We start from the raw sequence: 13,668 nt of genomic DNA, 5'->3' as shown, positions 1-13,668 counted from the left end.
TTGAGCCGCGGCGAGCACGGGTTATTATGCAGGCATAACAGGATTGTTACTGTATCCCCTCCGCCGCTCAGGCCGCAGGACAGAAACATAAAATACAGGCAAAACCTGACGCCCGGGATCGCTTCCGGGCGTCAGGTTTTTTCGTTTTCAGGATGCTGAAACACCGGGAAAGACCATGAAAATCGCTAAAATACTCAATAATAACGTGGTGATTACGCTGGACGACCGTCAGGAAGAGACGGTGGTAATGGGAAAAGGAATCGGCTTTAAAAAGAAGCCCGGCGACACGCTGGACGAAAGCCTGATCGAAAAGGTGTTCACCCATAACGGCGGCGAAATCGCCGAGCGCTATAAAGAGCTGCTCTCCGAGATCCCGCTGGCCTGCGTCACCACCGCCGACAGGATTATTACCCTCGCCCGCGAACGGCTGCCGGGCAAGTTGCACAACATCGTCTACATCACGCTGACCGATCATATCCACTTCGCCCTGCAGCGCCATGCGGAAGGGTTGGATATCAAAAATGCGTTGCTGTGGGAGATTAAAAAGCTCTATCCGGCCGAGTTCGCCGTCGGCCTGGAGGCGCTGGCCCTGATCGCCCAACGGCTGGATACCGCATTGCCGGAAGACGAAGCCGGATTTATCGCCCTGCACCTGGTCAACGCCCAGCTTAACGACGAGATGCACAATACGCTGCACATCACCCGCGTGATGCAAGAGATCCTCAACCTGGTCAAATACCACTTCCGCTTTGATTACAACGAGGAGGCACTGAGCTACCACCGTTTCGTCACCCATTTGAAATTCTTCGCCCAGCGCCTGCTGGGGAAAAACTACGTCGACAGCGACGACGACTCGCTGTATCAGGTGGTGAAAGAGAAATACCGTGAGTCATTCGCCTGCGCCGGCAAGATCAACCGCCACATCGAAAAACACTATCAGCATCAGCTCACCACGGAAGAGATGATGTTCCTGACCATTCATATCGAACGAGTGCGCAGCGAAAGCGAGGAAAAACCGGATTAACGGCGGGCGTCCGCCACCCGCACGCCGTACTGCGGAAACACCGCGTCGGCAGAGATCAGCGTCAGCCCTTCGGCCTGCGCCTGTGCGATCAGCATGCGATCGAAAGGATCCTGATGATAGGGCGGCAGTTGCCCGGCCTGTTGGCAGTGAAAGGCGTCCATCGGCAGCGACAGAAAATCTTCGGCCTCGATGATCGCAAAGATGTCCTCCGGCAGCGCCAGCTTGCCCAGCGCCTGTTTGATCGAGATCTCCCAAATGCTGGCCGCGCTGACGTACACCGCATTGCCCGGATCGGCGATCTGCCTTTTGGCGTTCGCGCCCAGGCAGGCGTCATCAATCAGCCACCACAGCAATGTGTGGGTATCCAGCAGCAGACGCTTCATTCATCGCCCTCAAACAGCGCCGCAATGGCCGCATCCCCCGCGTTGAAATCCGCCGGTACGGTGAACTTGCCCTTGGCGGCACCGGGGCGGCGCGCTTCGCCCTGGATGGCGACCAGCTGTACGTACGGCTTCCCTGCTTTTGCAATAATCACGGTTTCTCCCTCCGCGGCTCTATCTGCCAACTGGCTCAGATTGGATTTGGCTTCGTGCATATTGGCCTGAATTGCCATACGCGTCCTCCTTAGCTAAGTTAGCTAAAGCATAAAGCGCCGTCCAGTTTTTGTACAGGGAGTCGTTTAAAGCGCGAGCAGTCTCGCGCTTTGTTGCAACGCTTAGCGCTGCTGTTGCGGCCACAGCCAGGCCGCACCGCGTACGCCGCTGGAGTCGCCGTGCACCGCCTTGCGGATCGGCGTTTCACACTCGCCGCCAAATACCCAACCTTTCACCCTTTCAGGCACCGTGCGGTACAGGCGATCCACGTTGCTCATGCCGCCGCCGAGCACCACCACGTCCGGATCCAGAATGTTGATCACGTGCGCCAACGCTTTCGCCAGCCGCATTTCGTAGCGAACGATCGCCTGCTCCGCCAGCGCATCGCCCCGCTCGCTCAGCGCCATGATCTCGTGCCCTTGCAGCGCGTTGCCGCTCAGGCGCGCATAGTCGGTGGCGAAACCGGTGCCGGAAATAAAGGTTTCGATGCAGCCCGGCTTGCCGCAGTAGCACGGCACTTCGCGGGCGTAACGCAGCTCATCGTCATCCTGCCACGGCAGCGGATTGTGGCCCCATTCGCCGGCGATGCCGTTGCCGCCGGAATGCGCCTGGCCGTTCAGCGCCACGCCGGCGCCGCAGCCGGTGCCGATAATGACCGCAAACACGGTTTGCGCGCCGGCGCCTGCGCCGTCGGTAGCTTCCGACACCGCCAGGCAGTTGGCGTCGTTGGCGATACGCACCTCGCGCGCCAACAGCGCCGACAGATCCTTGTCCAACGGTTGGCCGTTGAGCCATACCGAGTTGGCGTTTTTCACCCGCCCGGTAAATGGCGACAGCGTGCCGGGAATGCCGATCCCGACCGATCCCTGTTCGCCGGTATGATCTTCCGCCAGTTTCACCAGCCCGGCGATCGCCGCCAGGGTTTGCCCGTAGTCATGGCGCGGCGTGGCGATACGATGGCGAAACAGCTCCCGCCCGTCGTCCGCCAACGCAATCACTTCAATTTTTGTCCCGCCCAAATCGATGCCAATGCGCACGTTTTTTTCTCCTCGATGCAGCGCAGCGTTGCCACAGCCTAATGTAAGCGCGCGGATGAATCACCTGTTTCCCTCTCCCCGGCCAGGCCTTTTCCGCTGCGTACGGCGACGCAATTCGGAGAGAATGGGGCGATTTTTCAGCGTCAATTCGTTATCATGCCGCCCTGCTTTTGACGAATCAGCGTGCCGAACGCACGCCCAGCCAGGGATAACATTATGCTGTGGTTTAAGAATTTGATGGTTTACCGTTTGAGCCGCGAAGTGGCGTTAAACGCGGATGAAATGGAAAAACAACTCAGCGCGTTCGCCTTCACGCCGTGCGGCAGCCAGGACATGGCGAAGACCGGCTGGGTCTCCCCGATGGGCTCGCACAGCGATGCGCTGACGCACGCGGTCAACGGCCAGATCGTCATCTGCGCGCGCAAGGAAGAGAAAATCCTGCCGTCGCCGGTCATCAAGCAAGAGCTGCAGGCCAAGATTGAGCGCCTGGAGGCGGAACAACACCGCAAACTGAAGAAAACCGAGAAAGACGCGCTGAAGGACGAAGTGCTGCACAGCCTGCTGCCGCGCGCGTTCAGCCGCTTCAACCAGACCTTCATGTGGATAGACACCGTCAACGATCTGATCATGGTCGATGCCGCCAGCGCCAAACGCGCCGAAGATACGCTGGCGCTGCTGCGCAAAAGCCTCGGCTCGCTGCCGGTGGTGCCGCTGACCATGGAAAGCCCGATCGAACTGACGCTGACCGAATGGGTGCGTTCCGGCGAGATGCCGGCCGGCTTCGCCATTCAGGATGAAGCGGAACTGAAAGCGATTCTGGAAGAAGGCGGCGTGATCCGCTGCAAGAAACAGAATCTGATCAGCGACGAAATCGCGGTGCATATCGAAGCCGGCAAGCTGGTGACCAAACTGGCGGTGGACTGGCAGGAGCGCATTCAGCTGATGCTGTCGGACGACGGCTCGCTCAAGCGCCTGAAGTTCGCCGACACGCTGCGCGAGCAGAACGACGATATCGATCGCGACGACTTCGCCCAGCGCTTTGACGCCGACTTTATCCTGATGACCAGCGAGCTGGCGGCGTTGATCAAAAACACCATCGAAGCGCTCGGCGGCGAAGCCCAGCGTTAATCCCGCCGCAGAAACGACCAGGGCCCAGCATCCGCTGAGCCCTGCGTTCCCCTAACGAACAAAATTTATTTGCTCAGATAGCGGCACAGATAGGCGGTCGCGTCGGCCACCTGCAGGTTGAATTCGCTGTGCCCCGGCACGAAGAACTTCTCGCCCGGCGTAAACACCTGCCAGTCCGGCGCCCCCGGCAGCAGCACTTTCAGCGCCCCGGTGATCACCGTCATTTCTTCCGGTTGCGCGGTGGAGAAGGTGTATTCCCCCTCTTCCATCACGCCCACGCTGGTAAGACCGATGCTGCTACTGTCAAAACCGATAGACTTCACTTTTCCGGCAAAATACTCATTCACTTTCAGCATAGACTGGCACCCGCGTAATCATCTTGATGGAAAATCCATATTGGGGGATTGCGGTTGATCTGTCACTGGTTTTTCGCGCGAAATGCGATCGCGGCGCAGAGGAAAAGGTTACCGTGCGCAACGCCCAGGCCGTCGACATGAAACAACCGCGTCAAAAACCCGCGCCGCGCAAACTGAAATCGATCGGCAACGTCAATTCCACCGTGCCGTTGACGTAAGCATCCGCCGGCGGCGTAGGCAACGGCGAAGCGCGTTTGACCAGCGCCTGGATTTCGCGATCCAGCGACGGCAGCCCGGCGCTGCTGACCAGCGTCACCGCCAGCACATGGCCCTGCCTGTCCAACGTGAAACGCACCTGCCCGACGCCCTGGCGCTTCAGCCGCAATGCGTCTTTGGGGTAACGCTTAAAGCGATTAAGGCGGCTGTTGATGCGGCTGCGCCAGCTATCCTCCCCCGCCTGCGCATAGGGCGTCAGGCGGGTTTGCGGCGCGGCCGTTTTATCCGCTCGGCCCGGCGGCGGTGCGCCGACGCTTTGCTCCTGAACCTTCGGCGGCGCGATCGTTTTCTCCTGCGGCGGCGTGCGCGGCGGGAGCGTTTTCTTCACCGGCTTGGGCGGTTTTTTCTGCTTCGGCGGTACGGCGATGTTCGGCCGTACGGCTTCAGGCACCTTCACCGTCGGCAAGGGTTCCGGCGGCGCCGGCGGTTCAACCTGAGGCGGCGGCGTCCTTTCTCCCGGCGGTTGTTTTACCTCGGCCGGGGCCTGTGGTGCGGCGGCCATCACCACCATGACCGCCGGCGGCGGCACCCACGGCGGCGCGGCCTTGTCTCGCCAGGGCCAGAGCAGCGCCGCGGCCAGCAGGTGCAACGCCAGCACCAGCACCAGGCAACGGCGCCAGGGCATGGCGGCGCCGGGCGCGGCGAAAGGCAGCGGAGAAACTGACATGCTCACTCTTCCGTCAGCGCCAGGTGAAGGCGATCGGTCAGCGGTTTGAACAGGTAGTTCATCATCGAACGCTCGCCGGTGCGGATGAACCCTTCGACCGGCATCCCCGGGCGGATCTCCAACCCGTTCAACCGCTGCAGACCCGCTTCGCTGACCTTGGCGCGCACGCTGTAATAGGGCGCACCGCTTTTCTCGTCGGTCAAGCGATCGGCCCCGACCAGCGTCACTTCGCCCTCAACGCGCGGCGTGGTGCTTTGGTTAAACGCCGAGAACAACAGCTCGACCGGCAACCCCACCTGCACCTTGTCGATCAGCTCGACCGGGATACGTGCCTCCACCTGCAGCCCCCGATCGCTGGGCACGATCTCCATCAGCTGCTGACCGGCGCCGATCACGCCGCCCTCGGTGAACACGCTCAGCCCCACCACGGTGCCCGCCACCGGCGCTTTCACCTGCGTATGGCCCAGATCGGCCTCCGCCTTGGCCAGGCGGTTATCCAGTTCGTCCAGCTTCATCCGCACCTCGGCCAGCTGGCTGCTGACCTCTTTCTGATACTCTTCCCGCCGCTGGATCGCCCGCAGCTTCAGCTCCAGGATCTGGCGGCCCAGACGGCCGATATTGCCCGTGTCTTCGGACGCTTGGCCGTCGATCTGCGCATACTGCCCTTCCAGATCCAGCAGCCGGTTGCGCGCCACATACCCCTGCGCCGCCAGCTTGCGCATGCCGCCCAGCTGCTCCTGCAACATGGCCTTTTGCCGCTGTTTGCTGGCGTAAGACTGCCGGATCCCCTCCAGCATCGCCTGCGATCCGGCGATGCTCTCCGCGATCGCCGCCAGCTCGCTCTGCAACGCCGCACGGCGGCTGGTGAATAGCTGCTGTTGCAACAGCATCAACGACATCACCTCCGGCTCCTCCCGCCGCTCTTGCAACAACGCGGGGAAAACGATCGCCTGCAGGCCGTCGCGCTCGGCCTGCAGCCGCGCCTGCTGCGCGGCGTTGCTCAACTGCTGGCTGCGCAGCGCATCGCGCTGGGTGCGGCTGTCGACGGTATCCATCAGCAACAGCACCTGCCCGGCGCGGACCCGGTCACCCTCATGCACCTGAATTTGCGACACCACGCCGCCGCTCGGGTGCTGTACCGCCTTGCGGTTACCGGCCACCACCACGCTGCCGGAAACCGGCACGCCCTTATCCAACGGCGCCAACAGCCCCCACAGCAGGAAGCCGCCAAATCCCAGCAGCACCAGCCAGCCGCCGAGCCGCAGATGGCGCCCTTCGTCGAACTGTCGGGAAAGGGCGTCGATATCGCCGGGGATCACACTCTGATTGCTCATACTTTTCGTTCACCGCTGGCCGTTTTGGCAAAGTTGGCGTAGTTGACGTTGAAGCCGCCGCTGCTGCGGCCGGCATTGGCCGGTACGGCAGCGGGCGCAAAACCAGGCAGTTTCTTCAGGATGGCGTCGCTGGGGCCGAAGTGCTGCACCTGACCGGCAGCCAGCACCAGCAATTTGTCGGTCGTCGCCAGGATCGCCGGTTTATGAGTCACCAACACGATGGTGGTGCCGCGCGCCTTCAGCGCTTCGATCGCCCGTTGCAGCGCCTCTTCCCCTTCACGATCGAGGTTGGCATTCGGTTCATCCAGCACCACCAACGCCGGAGAGCCATACAGCGCGCGCGCCAACGCCACCCGCTGACGCTGGCCGCCGGACAGGCCGCTGCCGCCCTCGCCCAGCTCGGTTTCATACCCTTTGGGCAAATGCAGGATCAATTGGTGCACGCCGGCCAGCGCGGCAGCGGCCACCACCTTCTCGGCGTCAACCTGGCCAAAGCGGGCGATGTTTTCCGTCAGCGTACCGGCGAACAGCTGGATATCCTGCGGCAGATAGCCGATATGCGGCCCCAGCTGCTGTTTGTCCCACTGCCGGAGATCCGCGCCGTCCAGCCGCACGTCGCCGCTGAGCGGCGTCAGCGCGCCGACCAGTTGGCGCATCAGCAGCGTTTTGCCGGAGCCGGATGCGCCAATGACGCCCAGCACCTCGCCGGCCTCCAGACGAAAACTGACGCCGTGCAACACCGGTGCGCTCCCCCCGGGCGCAGCGGCGGTCAGCTGATTCACGGCCAATGTGCCGCTGGGCGCCGGCAGCGGCAGGCTCGCCGCCTGCGGCGGGTTGGCGGCCAGCATAACCTCCAGCCGCTGCAGGGACTGGCGCGCCGACGACCACTGCTTCCAGGCGCCGATCAGCTGATCGATCGGCCCCAACACCCTGCCAATCAGGATCGATCCGGCGATCATCATGCCCGGCGTAATGTCGCCGTTGACCGCCAGCAGCGCGCCACAGCCCAACATCAGCGACTGCAGCGCCAGCCGCACGGTTTTCGACCAGGCGGTGACGGCGGCGATTTTCTCGCTGGCGCGGTTCTGCAACAGCAGGAACTGCTGATGCTGCCGCAGCCAGCGCAGGCGCAAATCGGTCAGCATCCCCATGGCGGCGATGGCCTCCGCATTGCGCAGGTTGCCGTTGGCCTGCTGCGTGGCGCTCAGCGCGACCCGGCCGGCCTCCGCGAGCGGCGCCTGCGACACCCGCTGGTTGAGCCAGGCCAGCAGCACCAGCACGATCACCCCGGCGCTGGCCAACGCGCCAAGCCAGGGGTGGAGCAGAAAAACCACCAGCAGATAAACCGGGAACCAGGGAGCATCGAAAAAGGCGAACAGCGCATTGCCGGTGGCGAACTGGCGCAGGTTGGTCAGATCGTTCAGCGCCTGCCCCGCCAGCGGGTTGCCGGTTTTCAGATTGGTTTCGAAGGCGGCGTCGTAGACCCGCTGATTCAGGCGCATATCCATCTGGGCGCCGAGGCGGATCACCACCTGACTGCGCACCCACTCCAGCAACCCCATAAACAGGTAAAGGCCGACCACCATCAGGGTCAGCATCGCCAGCGTCATGCGGTTGCCCGACGGCAACACGCGATCGTAGACCTGCAACATGTACAGCGCCGGGGCCAGCATCAGCAGGTTGATCACCGCGGTAAACAGCGCGATGCCCCAAAATCCGCGCCGGTATGCGGCCAGCACGCTCATCACTTCTCCGCGCCTGACGGCGTTTTTCATGGCGTTTTCCATCGGCTAAAAACGAGAAAATGCCCGCCGGGGCGCGCGGCGCCGGCGGGCAAACGGCCGCGATCAGGCCGCCAGCAGTTCCGGGCTGTCGGCATGCTGCACGCCCACCGCCGTCGCCGCCGCCACCTGATCGAAGGTGGAATTGACGCTCAGGCCGTAGTCGTCGAGGATGCCGTTCAGCGCGGTTTCCAGCGCGCCGGTATCGCCGGACATCAGGCCGTACACCACCTGGTGCACCACGCCATCGTGGCCCTGCGCCTGCAGGCTGCTGAGGTTCAGGCCGCCGAAGCTGACGTCAGGCACCTGGATGTTGTACGGCGTGGAGCCGCCGCCGTTCAGGCCATCGCCAAACGACAGCGAATCCAGCTGGCCGTACAGGGTGTGCGCCGGGGCATTGAACAAGGTGTAGGTCAGGTTGCCGCCCGCCACGAACGAGGTAACGTTGTTGGCGGTGCTGGTCACGGCGTATTGGCTGCCGGACAGGCTGCCGCCATAGAAGCCGCCGCTGTTGGAGTCGGTGACGTTACCGTTGGTGTGGTTGATATCGCCAAATGACGACGCCCACTCGTTCAGATAGTTATGGATGCTGTAGCTGCCGAAGCTGCTGTCATAGTTGACTGAAAATGCCATTTCTCTATCTCCATTGATGAATGGCGCCCCTTGCGAGGCCGCCCTTGTGCTCAAGAATGAGCAACGCCCTTTTACTGCTTAAAAACGGTATTCCACCCCGCCCTGCACGGTGCGGCCGCGCCCCAGCGTGTTGGCCAGCGTCTCGCCGTAGCTGACGACGTAGGCGCGGTTGGTCAGATTCTCCACCGAGCCGCGCAGCGTCAGGCTGTCGGTCAGCTTGTAGCTGGCGTACAGATCGAACAGGGTGTACTTCGGCCAGTCGGCCAGATACGGGTAGTTGGACGGCACCGAACTGTCCTGATAGCCCGGCGCGAAGCGCACGGTCACCCCGGCGTCCAGCTTGCGATCGAAAGCGCGGCCGCCCAGCGTGACCGAGCCGCGATCGCCCGGCAGATAGGCGGCCGTGCCGAACTGCGAGCCCCCGTCGCACGTGACGGCATCATTGGACGCGGCATCCGGTTCAACATAGAAGTTGCCGCGGCGCGAACCGTCGCCATAGCGCAGACGCCCTCCCAGCCAGGCTTTGTTCGAGCAGAACTCGTTTTTGCCGATCATGTGGGTGTAGGTCAGGTCGGCGTAGAACACCCCGGCGTCATAGTTGAGCTGGTACTCCAGCCCGCGGAAGCGGGTTTTCGACAGGTTGTTAACGTAAGCGGCATTGCCGATGCTCGGCTGCACCAGCCCCGGTTTATTGCGGTCTATCGCCAGGTTGATGTAGTTATCCACTTTGGTATCGAAGTAGGCCACCTTCGCCACCAACCGATCGCCCTCAAACCACAGATCCGGCTGCTGCACGTTGAACCCGACTTCCCAGGCGCGCGAGCGCTCGGGCTGCAGGAACGGGTTAGGGTATTGCGTGGAAGAACTGTGCGCGCTGCCGTTGGTCAGCGTTTCGGTGATCGCCGGCGGCCGCCAGGATTTGCCGTAGGTGGAATACAGCTCCAGCCACTCCACGCCGGGGCGCACCGCCACCGCCAGCGTCGGCGACAGTTTGCCCTGATCGCGGTCAACCGCCCAATCCTCGCGGGTCGTGGTTGAACAGCCGGTCAGACGCGGCGCTTTGCAAGGATTGTCAATCGTGTAGCGTTGCCCATCCTTGGCCAAATCCGGATAGCTCAGGCCGGTCTGGCCGCGCAGGCGATAGCGGTCGTAACGCAGCCCGCCCTCCAACGTCAGCCAGCCGTCGTAGTCGTAGGTCAGGTTGGCGAACAGGCTGGCTACCGAACGGTTGCCGGCCGGCGTCACCCCTTCCATGCCCTGACGGGAAGAGTCGCTGGTCGCCTTGTCGTAATAGAACTCCAGCCCGTAGTTGGCGCGGAAGTCATGCCCCGGCGCCAGGCTGAAGCGCGAGGTGTTTTGCGCCTGCGCGCCATAGGTACGCAGCCGGGTACGCGTCGCGTAGCCGTTGTTCAGCAGCGAGCTGGTGCTGTAGGTGTCGCTGTCGTCCTGAGTATCGACGTAATACAGCTTGGCCTGAAAATCGAGCCAGTCGACGCCTTCCGGTGCCAGGCTGTAATCAAACGCCGCGTTGCGCGCCATCACGTCGCTGTAACCGGTGCGCTTCCAGCCCAGTTCATAGGGTGGGCGAGTGCCCAGGTTGGTCAGAGTGCCGGCGATCGGCGACGCGGTCTGGGTCTGCAGATAGCTCAGCTGCAGGCGCTGATTGGCGGGCAGGTTCCAGCCCACCTTGGCCAGCCGCGAGTGCATGCGGTAATTTGTGTCGGGGATTTTGTTGTTCTTGATGCTCTCGGCGTAGCGATCGTAATTGCCGGTGTCGTTATTGATGCGAATGTTGCCGATATCGCCCTTGTTGCCGGGCCAATAGTCGCCGAGGTGGCGTTCACTGGCGGCCAGCAGGATATCGCCGGTTTCGTTGCCCAATGCCAGTATGCCGCTGCCGATGAAGTGGGTGCCGTTATCGCCGGTGCTGGCGTGCAGCTTGCCGCCCAGCTCTTTGCCCGGCGCCAGGAAATCGCTCGCGCTGACGGTATTGAAGGTGGCGATACCGCCGAGCGTACCGGCGCTGCCCATGCCGCCGGAGGTGCCCTTGTCGATGGTCACGCCGGACAGCAGCTCGGAATCGATGTACATGGTGCCGTTACGCTGGCCATGGCCGCTCTTTTGAAAATTCTGCCGCATGCCGTCGATGTTCATGTTCACCCGGCCATAGTCTTGTATGCCGCGGATGTTGACCGACAGCGCCGGATCTTGCTGGCTGACGCTGGAATAGGCCCCCGTCGTCTGCTCCAGAATATCGGCCGCGTGTCGCGCCGGGCGGTTATCCATCTGTTCGCGGCTGATGACGCTGACCGAGCGCGGTTCGTCGTAAACCCAATCGTTGGCGTTGATGCCGCCGGCGCCCAGCACCGTCAGGCTATCCAGCGCCAGCGCACCGCCGTCGCCGTTTGCCGTCGGCAGCCGGCTCAATACGATCTGCCCCTGCGGCTGCAGGCGGAAAGCCACCGGATTGTCGCCAATCAAGCGCCGCAGGCCCTGTTCAACGCTCATGCTGCCGTTCAGCGCCGCCGCCTGCATGCCGTCGAGCTTCACCTCGTCGAAAAATACCTGCATATCGGCCTGCTCGGCGAAGCGCAACATGGCGCTCTGCAGCGGCTGCGCCGCAATGTTGAAATGCTTTTGCTGTGCGGCCTGCGCGCTGCTCGCGTCAGCCTGGGCGGCGAGCGCCACCGCCGGCTGAGTCAGCATCATCGCCGCCAGCGCGGCGCGTACCGCCGTGGCCAATCGGCCGGCCGGCGTGGTTCCCTTGTGAATAAACATGCGTGTGTGTTCCACCCGAAAGAATGCCAAACCAAGTGATAATGGAAATCAATATCGTTTAAACATAAGGACGTTCCGGGAGGCAAAAACCCGTAAAGATTTTTTACAGAAAGTGAAAATAGCGGCGAAACGGGCATCCCGGCCCGCCTTTGCCGCTCAGTAAAGCAGCGTGATGCCGGGGAGATTCAGCTGGCGGGCGGAGAGTTCCTGACGAATGGCGCCGACGCCGTCGTCGAGTTTATTGAGCGCGAACACGCCGCTCACCGTGCGCGCTCTTAGCGCAGGATTGACCGCCACGATGCGGGTCTCGCGATAGCGGTTAAGCTGCGCGAGCGCCTGCGTCAGCGGTTGGCGGTCGATCACCAGCCAGCCGCGTCGCCAGGCGTCATCGCCGGCCGTTTGCCGCGTCAGCTGCAGCTGCCCGTTGCGGTAATGCGCCGCCTGGCGTTGCGCGACCACCAGCGAGCGCTCGCCGCGCTCAAGCGTCACCCGCACGCTGTGCTGATGCACGCTGACGTCCACGCCCTGCTCGGTGCGCGCCACGCTGAACTCGGTGCCCAGCGCCTGCGTAACGCCGTTTTTCGCCACCACCCTGAACGGGCGGCTTTCCGCCCCGCCCAACGGCGCGACGATAAAATAGGCGGCGCCGCTCAGCAGCCGCACCTTGCGCTCGCCTGCGGAATACGCCAGCGCGATCGCGCTGCCGCTGTCCAGCGCCACCCGGCTGCCGTCCGGCAGCGCGACTTCTCGCACCTCGCCGCGAACGGTTTGATAATCGGCCTGCATGCCGATCCACAGATCCGGCCCGCGATAAACGCCGAATGATACGGCGAGCGCCACCGCCGCTGCCACCGCCCAGCGGGGCCATCGATGGCGAGATGGCGTTTTCAGCGCCGCCACCTGCGGCTGTAAGGCCTGCCGCTGCTCAGGCGGCAGCTGCCCAAGCACCGTCCACAGCAGGCGAGCCTGACGCAGCGCCGCCGGATGCTGCGGATCGGCGGCCAGCCAGGCGTCCAACGCTCGCCGCCGATCGGCCGGCAGCGCCCCTTCGGCCAAGCTCACGGCCCAGGCGGCCGCCTGCTGTCGCGCCTGCGCGGTTAGCGGTTTCATAATGGCATAGACCTCTGTTTTTTCTGGTTATAAGTTAAGACGTCTGAGGGCGGATAAACCCGTAAAAAAATTGCCATTATTGTTCTTCCATCCGCGCCATCAGCCGCTCGAGCGCGCTGGCCAGGTGTTTTTCCACCGTGCTGAGCGACACGCCCAGCTGCGCCGCCACCTGCGCCTGGGTCAGGCCATCGAGCCGGTTAAGGCGGAAAATCTGCTGCGTGCGCGGCGGCATGTCCGCCAGCGCCTGCTGCAACAGCTGCAGCAATTGGCTATCGATCGCCAGTTGTTCAAGCGCCGGTTCACCGGAGGGATACTGCGCCAGAATGTCGTCTTCGACCGCTTCGGTCTGCCGCCGCTGCTGCTGGCGCAGATGGTCGAGCATCAGGTTTTTGGCGGTTTTGTACAGGTAGGCTTCGATATCGAGAATGTTACCCTGCGGATATTGCTCGGTAAGGCGGGTAAAACTTTCCTGCGCCAAATCCGCGGCCAGCTGAGGGTCGCGCAGTTTGGCGTTCAAATAGGCTTGCAGCGGCCGCATGTGGCGCAGAAACAGCGCCTGCAACTCGGAATTGGACATCTCTTTTCCCAGAAGTGAAACACCCAATAGGGGCGATAAAAATCACATAAATGATTATCATTATCAATATTGTTCTGGGAAATATGTGCTAAGGCAGGAATAAACAGGAAACCGGCCTGGTGCCGGTTTCCGCTGGGCTGCAGGTCAGAGCTCTAACGCCTCGTCCTCATAGCGGTGCTTGGCGTCGAGCGCTTCCTGCTCGGTTTCATGTTCACTGAGCAGCGTATTCGGCTCAATGTCGTCGGTGCGCACTTCAAAACGGCGCAGATGCAGGTTCGGGTCGCCCCGAAACACCTCTACGACGCGGGCGCTCCGTGGATAAGCAGGTTGATCATTTTCGCGCATGCCGTTCTCCCGTGTGTTTCACACAGTAG

General features: G+C 62.6%; 14 protein-coding genes. 2 read left to right on the top strand and 12 right to left on the bottom strand.

All coding sequences use genetic code 11. The features are described from left to right. The first annotated feature begins 175 nt into the window (after positions 1-175). A complete protein-coding gene (gene licT, locus ACJ8HT_RS08790) occupies positions 176-1,024 on the top strand; it encodes a BglG family transcription antiterminator LicT (protein WP_197652302.1) in 849 nt (282 codons plus the stop codon). Here the strand turns inward: licT and ACJ8HT_RS08785 are convergent. From ACJ8HT_RS08785 to mak, 3 genes are all read right to left on the bottom strand, one after another. Further along, on the bottom strand, positions 1,021-1,407 hold the full coding sequence (locus ACJ8HT_RS08785) for a type II toxin-antitoxin system VapC family toxin (protein ID WP_194571473.1): 387 nt from the start codon (positions 1,405-1,407) through the stop codon (positions 1,021-1,023). The two genes, licT and ACJ8HT_RS08785, sit on opposite strands and share 4 nt — an antisense overlap. Next, positions 1,404-1,637 carry a type II toxin-antitoxin system Phd/YefM family antitoxin gene (locus ACJ8HT_RS08780; RefSeq protein ID WP_049199831.1) on the bottom strand — a complete coding sequence of 78 codons (234 nt, stop codon included), beginning with the start codon at positions 1,635-1,637 and terminating at the stop codon, positions 1,404-1,406. Before ACJ8HT_RS08780 ends, ACJ8HT_RS08785 begins: the two co-directional genes overlap by 4 nt. A gap of 102 nt (positions 1,638-1,739) precedes the next feature. Continuing rightward, positions 1,740-2,654, bottom strand: a complete 915-nt coding sequence (gene mak, locus ACJ8HT_RS08775; protein WP_049199829.1) for a fructokinase — start codon at positions 2,652-2,654, stop codon at positions 1,740-1,742. 216 nt (positions 2,655-2,870) lie between these two features. On the opposite strand from mak, the gene rdgC reads away from it, so the two are divergent. Next, entirely contained in the window at positions 2,871-3,782 is a 912-nt protein-coding gene (gene rdgC / locus ACJ8HT_RS08770; protein ID WP_004940461.1) for a recombination-associated protein RdgC, read from the top strand. 65 nt (positions 3,783-3,847) lie between these two features. On the opposite strand, the gene ppnP is transcribed toward rdgC, so the two are convergent. From ppnP to ACJ8HT_RS08725, 9 genes are all read right to left on the bottom strand, one after another. Next, a complete protein-coding gene (ppnP, locus tag ACJ8HT_RS08765; RefSeq protein ID WP_004940463.1) occupies positions 3,848-4,138 on the bottom strand; it encodes a pyrimidine/purine nucleoside phosphorylase in 291 nt (96 codons plus the stop codon). Positions 4,139-4,289: 151 nt separating this feature from the next. After that, positions 4,290-5,081: an energy transducer TonB gene (locus tag ACJ8HT_RS08760; RefSeq protein WP_195873686.1), complete on the bottom strand. Its 792-nt coding sequence runs from the start codon at positions 5,079-5,081 to the stop codon at positions 4,290-4,292. A 2-nt stretch (positions 5,082-5,083) separates the two neighbouring features. Then, positions 5,084-6,415 (bottom strand): HlyD family type I secretion periplasmic adaptor subunit, encoded by a 1,332-nt coding sequence (locus ACJ8HT_RS08755; protein WP_197652303.1) that lies wholly within the window; start codon positions 6,413-6,415, stop codon positions 5,084-5,086. Next, complete coding sequence (locus tag ACJ8HT_RS08750) at positions 6,412-8,190, bottom strand: type I secretion system permease/ATPase (protein ID WP_194571353.1); 1,779 nt, start codon at positions 8,188-8,190, stop codon at positions 6,412-6,414. The genes ACJ8HT_RS08755 and ACJ8HT_RS08750 overlap by 4 nt, the downstream gene beginning before the upstream one ends. Positions 8,191-8,262: 72 nt before the next feature. Continuing rightward, on the bottom strand, positions 8,263-8,829 hold the full coding sequence (locus ACJ8HT_RS08745) for a heme acquisition protein HasA (RefSeq protein WP_033642038.1): 567 nt from the start codon (positions 8,827-8,829) through the stop codon (positions 8,263-8,265). Positions 8,830-8,907: 78 nt separating this feature from the next. Next, complete coding sequence (locus tag ACJ8HT_RS08740; RefSeq protein ID WP_197652304.1) at positions 8,908-11,607, bottom strand: TonB-dependent receptor; 2,700 nt, start codon at positions 11,605-11,607, stop codon at positions 8,908-8,910. 156 nt (positions 11,608-11,763) lie between these two features. Continuing rightward, the gene (locus ACJ8HT_RS08735) at positions 11,764-12,717 is read right to left on the bottom strand and encodes a FecR family protein (RefSeq protein ID WP_197652305.1); all 954 of its coding nucleotides are present in this window, start codon (positions 12,715-12,717) and stop codon (positions 11,764-11,766) included. A 76-nt stretch (positions 12,718-12,793) separates the two neighbouring features. After that, a complete protein-coding gene (locus tag ACJ8HT_RS08730) occupies positions 12,794-13,294 on the bottom strand; it encodes an RNA polymerase sigma factor (RefSeq protein ID WP_021504701.1) in 501 nt (166 codons plus the stop codon). A 144-nt stretch (positions 13,295-13,438) separates the two neighbouring features. Then, complete coding sequence (locus ACJ8HT_RS08725; RefSeq protein ID WP_004940491.1) at positions 13,439-13,639, bottom strand: YaiA family protein; 201 nt, start codon at positions 13,637-13,639, stop codon at positions 13,439-13,441. Positions 13,640-13,668 lie beyond the last annotated feature (29 nt).

Origin of the sequence: Serratia sp. CY44782, from assembly GCF_052168715.1 — a bacterium.
GTDB lineage: Bacteria > Pseudomonadota > Gammaproteobacteria > Enterobacterales > Enterobacteriaceae > Serratia > Serratia nevei.
The sequence above is the reverse complement of the archived record's forward strand: the minus strand, read 5'-3'. Positions and strand labels throughout refer to the sequence as shown.

Excerpts from the sequence above, each read along its gene's own strand:
- ACJ8HT_RS08725 (WP_004940491.1), bottom strand. The coding sequence starts at position 13,639 with ATGCGCGAAAATGATCAACCTGCTTATCCACGGAGCGCCCGCGTCGTA.
- ACJ8HT_RS08745 (WP_033642038.1), bottom strand. The coding sequence starts at position 8,829 with ATGGCATTTTCAGTCAACTATGACAGCAGCTTCGGCAGCTACAGCATC.
- ACJ8HT_RS08780 (WP_049199831.1), bottom strand. The coding sequence starts at position 1,637 with ATGGCAATTCAGGCCAATATGCACGAAGCCAAATCCAATCTGAGCCAG.
- rdgC (WP_004940461.1), top strand. The coding sequence starts at position 2,871 with ATGCTGTGGTTTAAGAATTTGATGGTTTACCGTTTGAGCCGCGAAGTG.
- ACJ8HT_RS08755 (WP_197652303.1), bottom strand. The coding sequence starts at position 6,415 with ATGAGCAATCAGAGTGTGATCCCCGGCGATATCGACGCCCTTTCCCGA.
- ACJ8HT_RS08785 (WP_194571473.1), bottom strand. The coding sequence starts at position 1,407 with ATGAAGCGTCTGCTGCTGGATACCCACACATTGCTGTGGTGGCTGATT.
- ACJ8HT_RS08730 (WP_021504701.1), bottom strand. The coding sequence starts at position 13,294 with ATGTCCAATTCCGAGTTGCAGGCGCTGTTTCTGCGCCACATGCGGCCG.
- ACJ8HT_RS08760 (WP_195873686.1), bottom strand. The coding sequence starts at position 5,081 with ATGTCAGTTTCTCCGCTGCCTTTCGCCGCGCCCGGCGCCGCCATGCCC.
- licT (WP_197652302.1), top strand. The coding sequence starts at position 176 with ATGAAAATCGCTAAAATACTCAATAATAACGTGGTGATTACGCTGGAC.
- ACJ8HT_RS08735 (WP_197652305.1), bottom strand. The coding sequence starts at position 12,717 with ATGAAACCGCTAACCGCGCAGGCGCGACAGCAGGCGGCCGCCTGGGCC.
- ACJ8HT_RS08740 (WP_197652304.1), bottom strand. The coding sequence starts at position 11,607 with ATGTTTATTCACAAGGGAACCACGCCGGCCGGCCGATTGGCCACGGCG.
- ppnP (WP_004940463.1), bottom strand. The coding sequence starts at position 4,138 with ATGCTGAAAGTGAATGAGTATTTTGCCGGAAAAGTGAAGTCTATCGGT.
- ACJ8HT_RS08750 (WP_194571353.1), bottom strand. The coding sequence starts at position 8,190 with ATGAAAAACGCCGTCAGGCGCGGAGAAGTGATGAGCGTGCTGGCCGCA.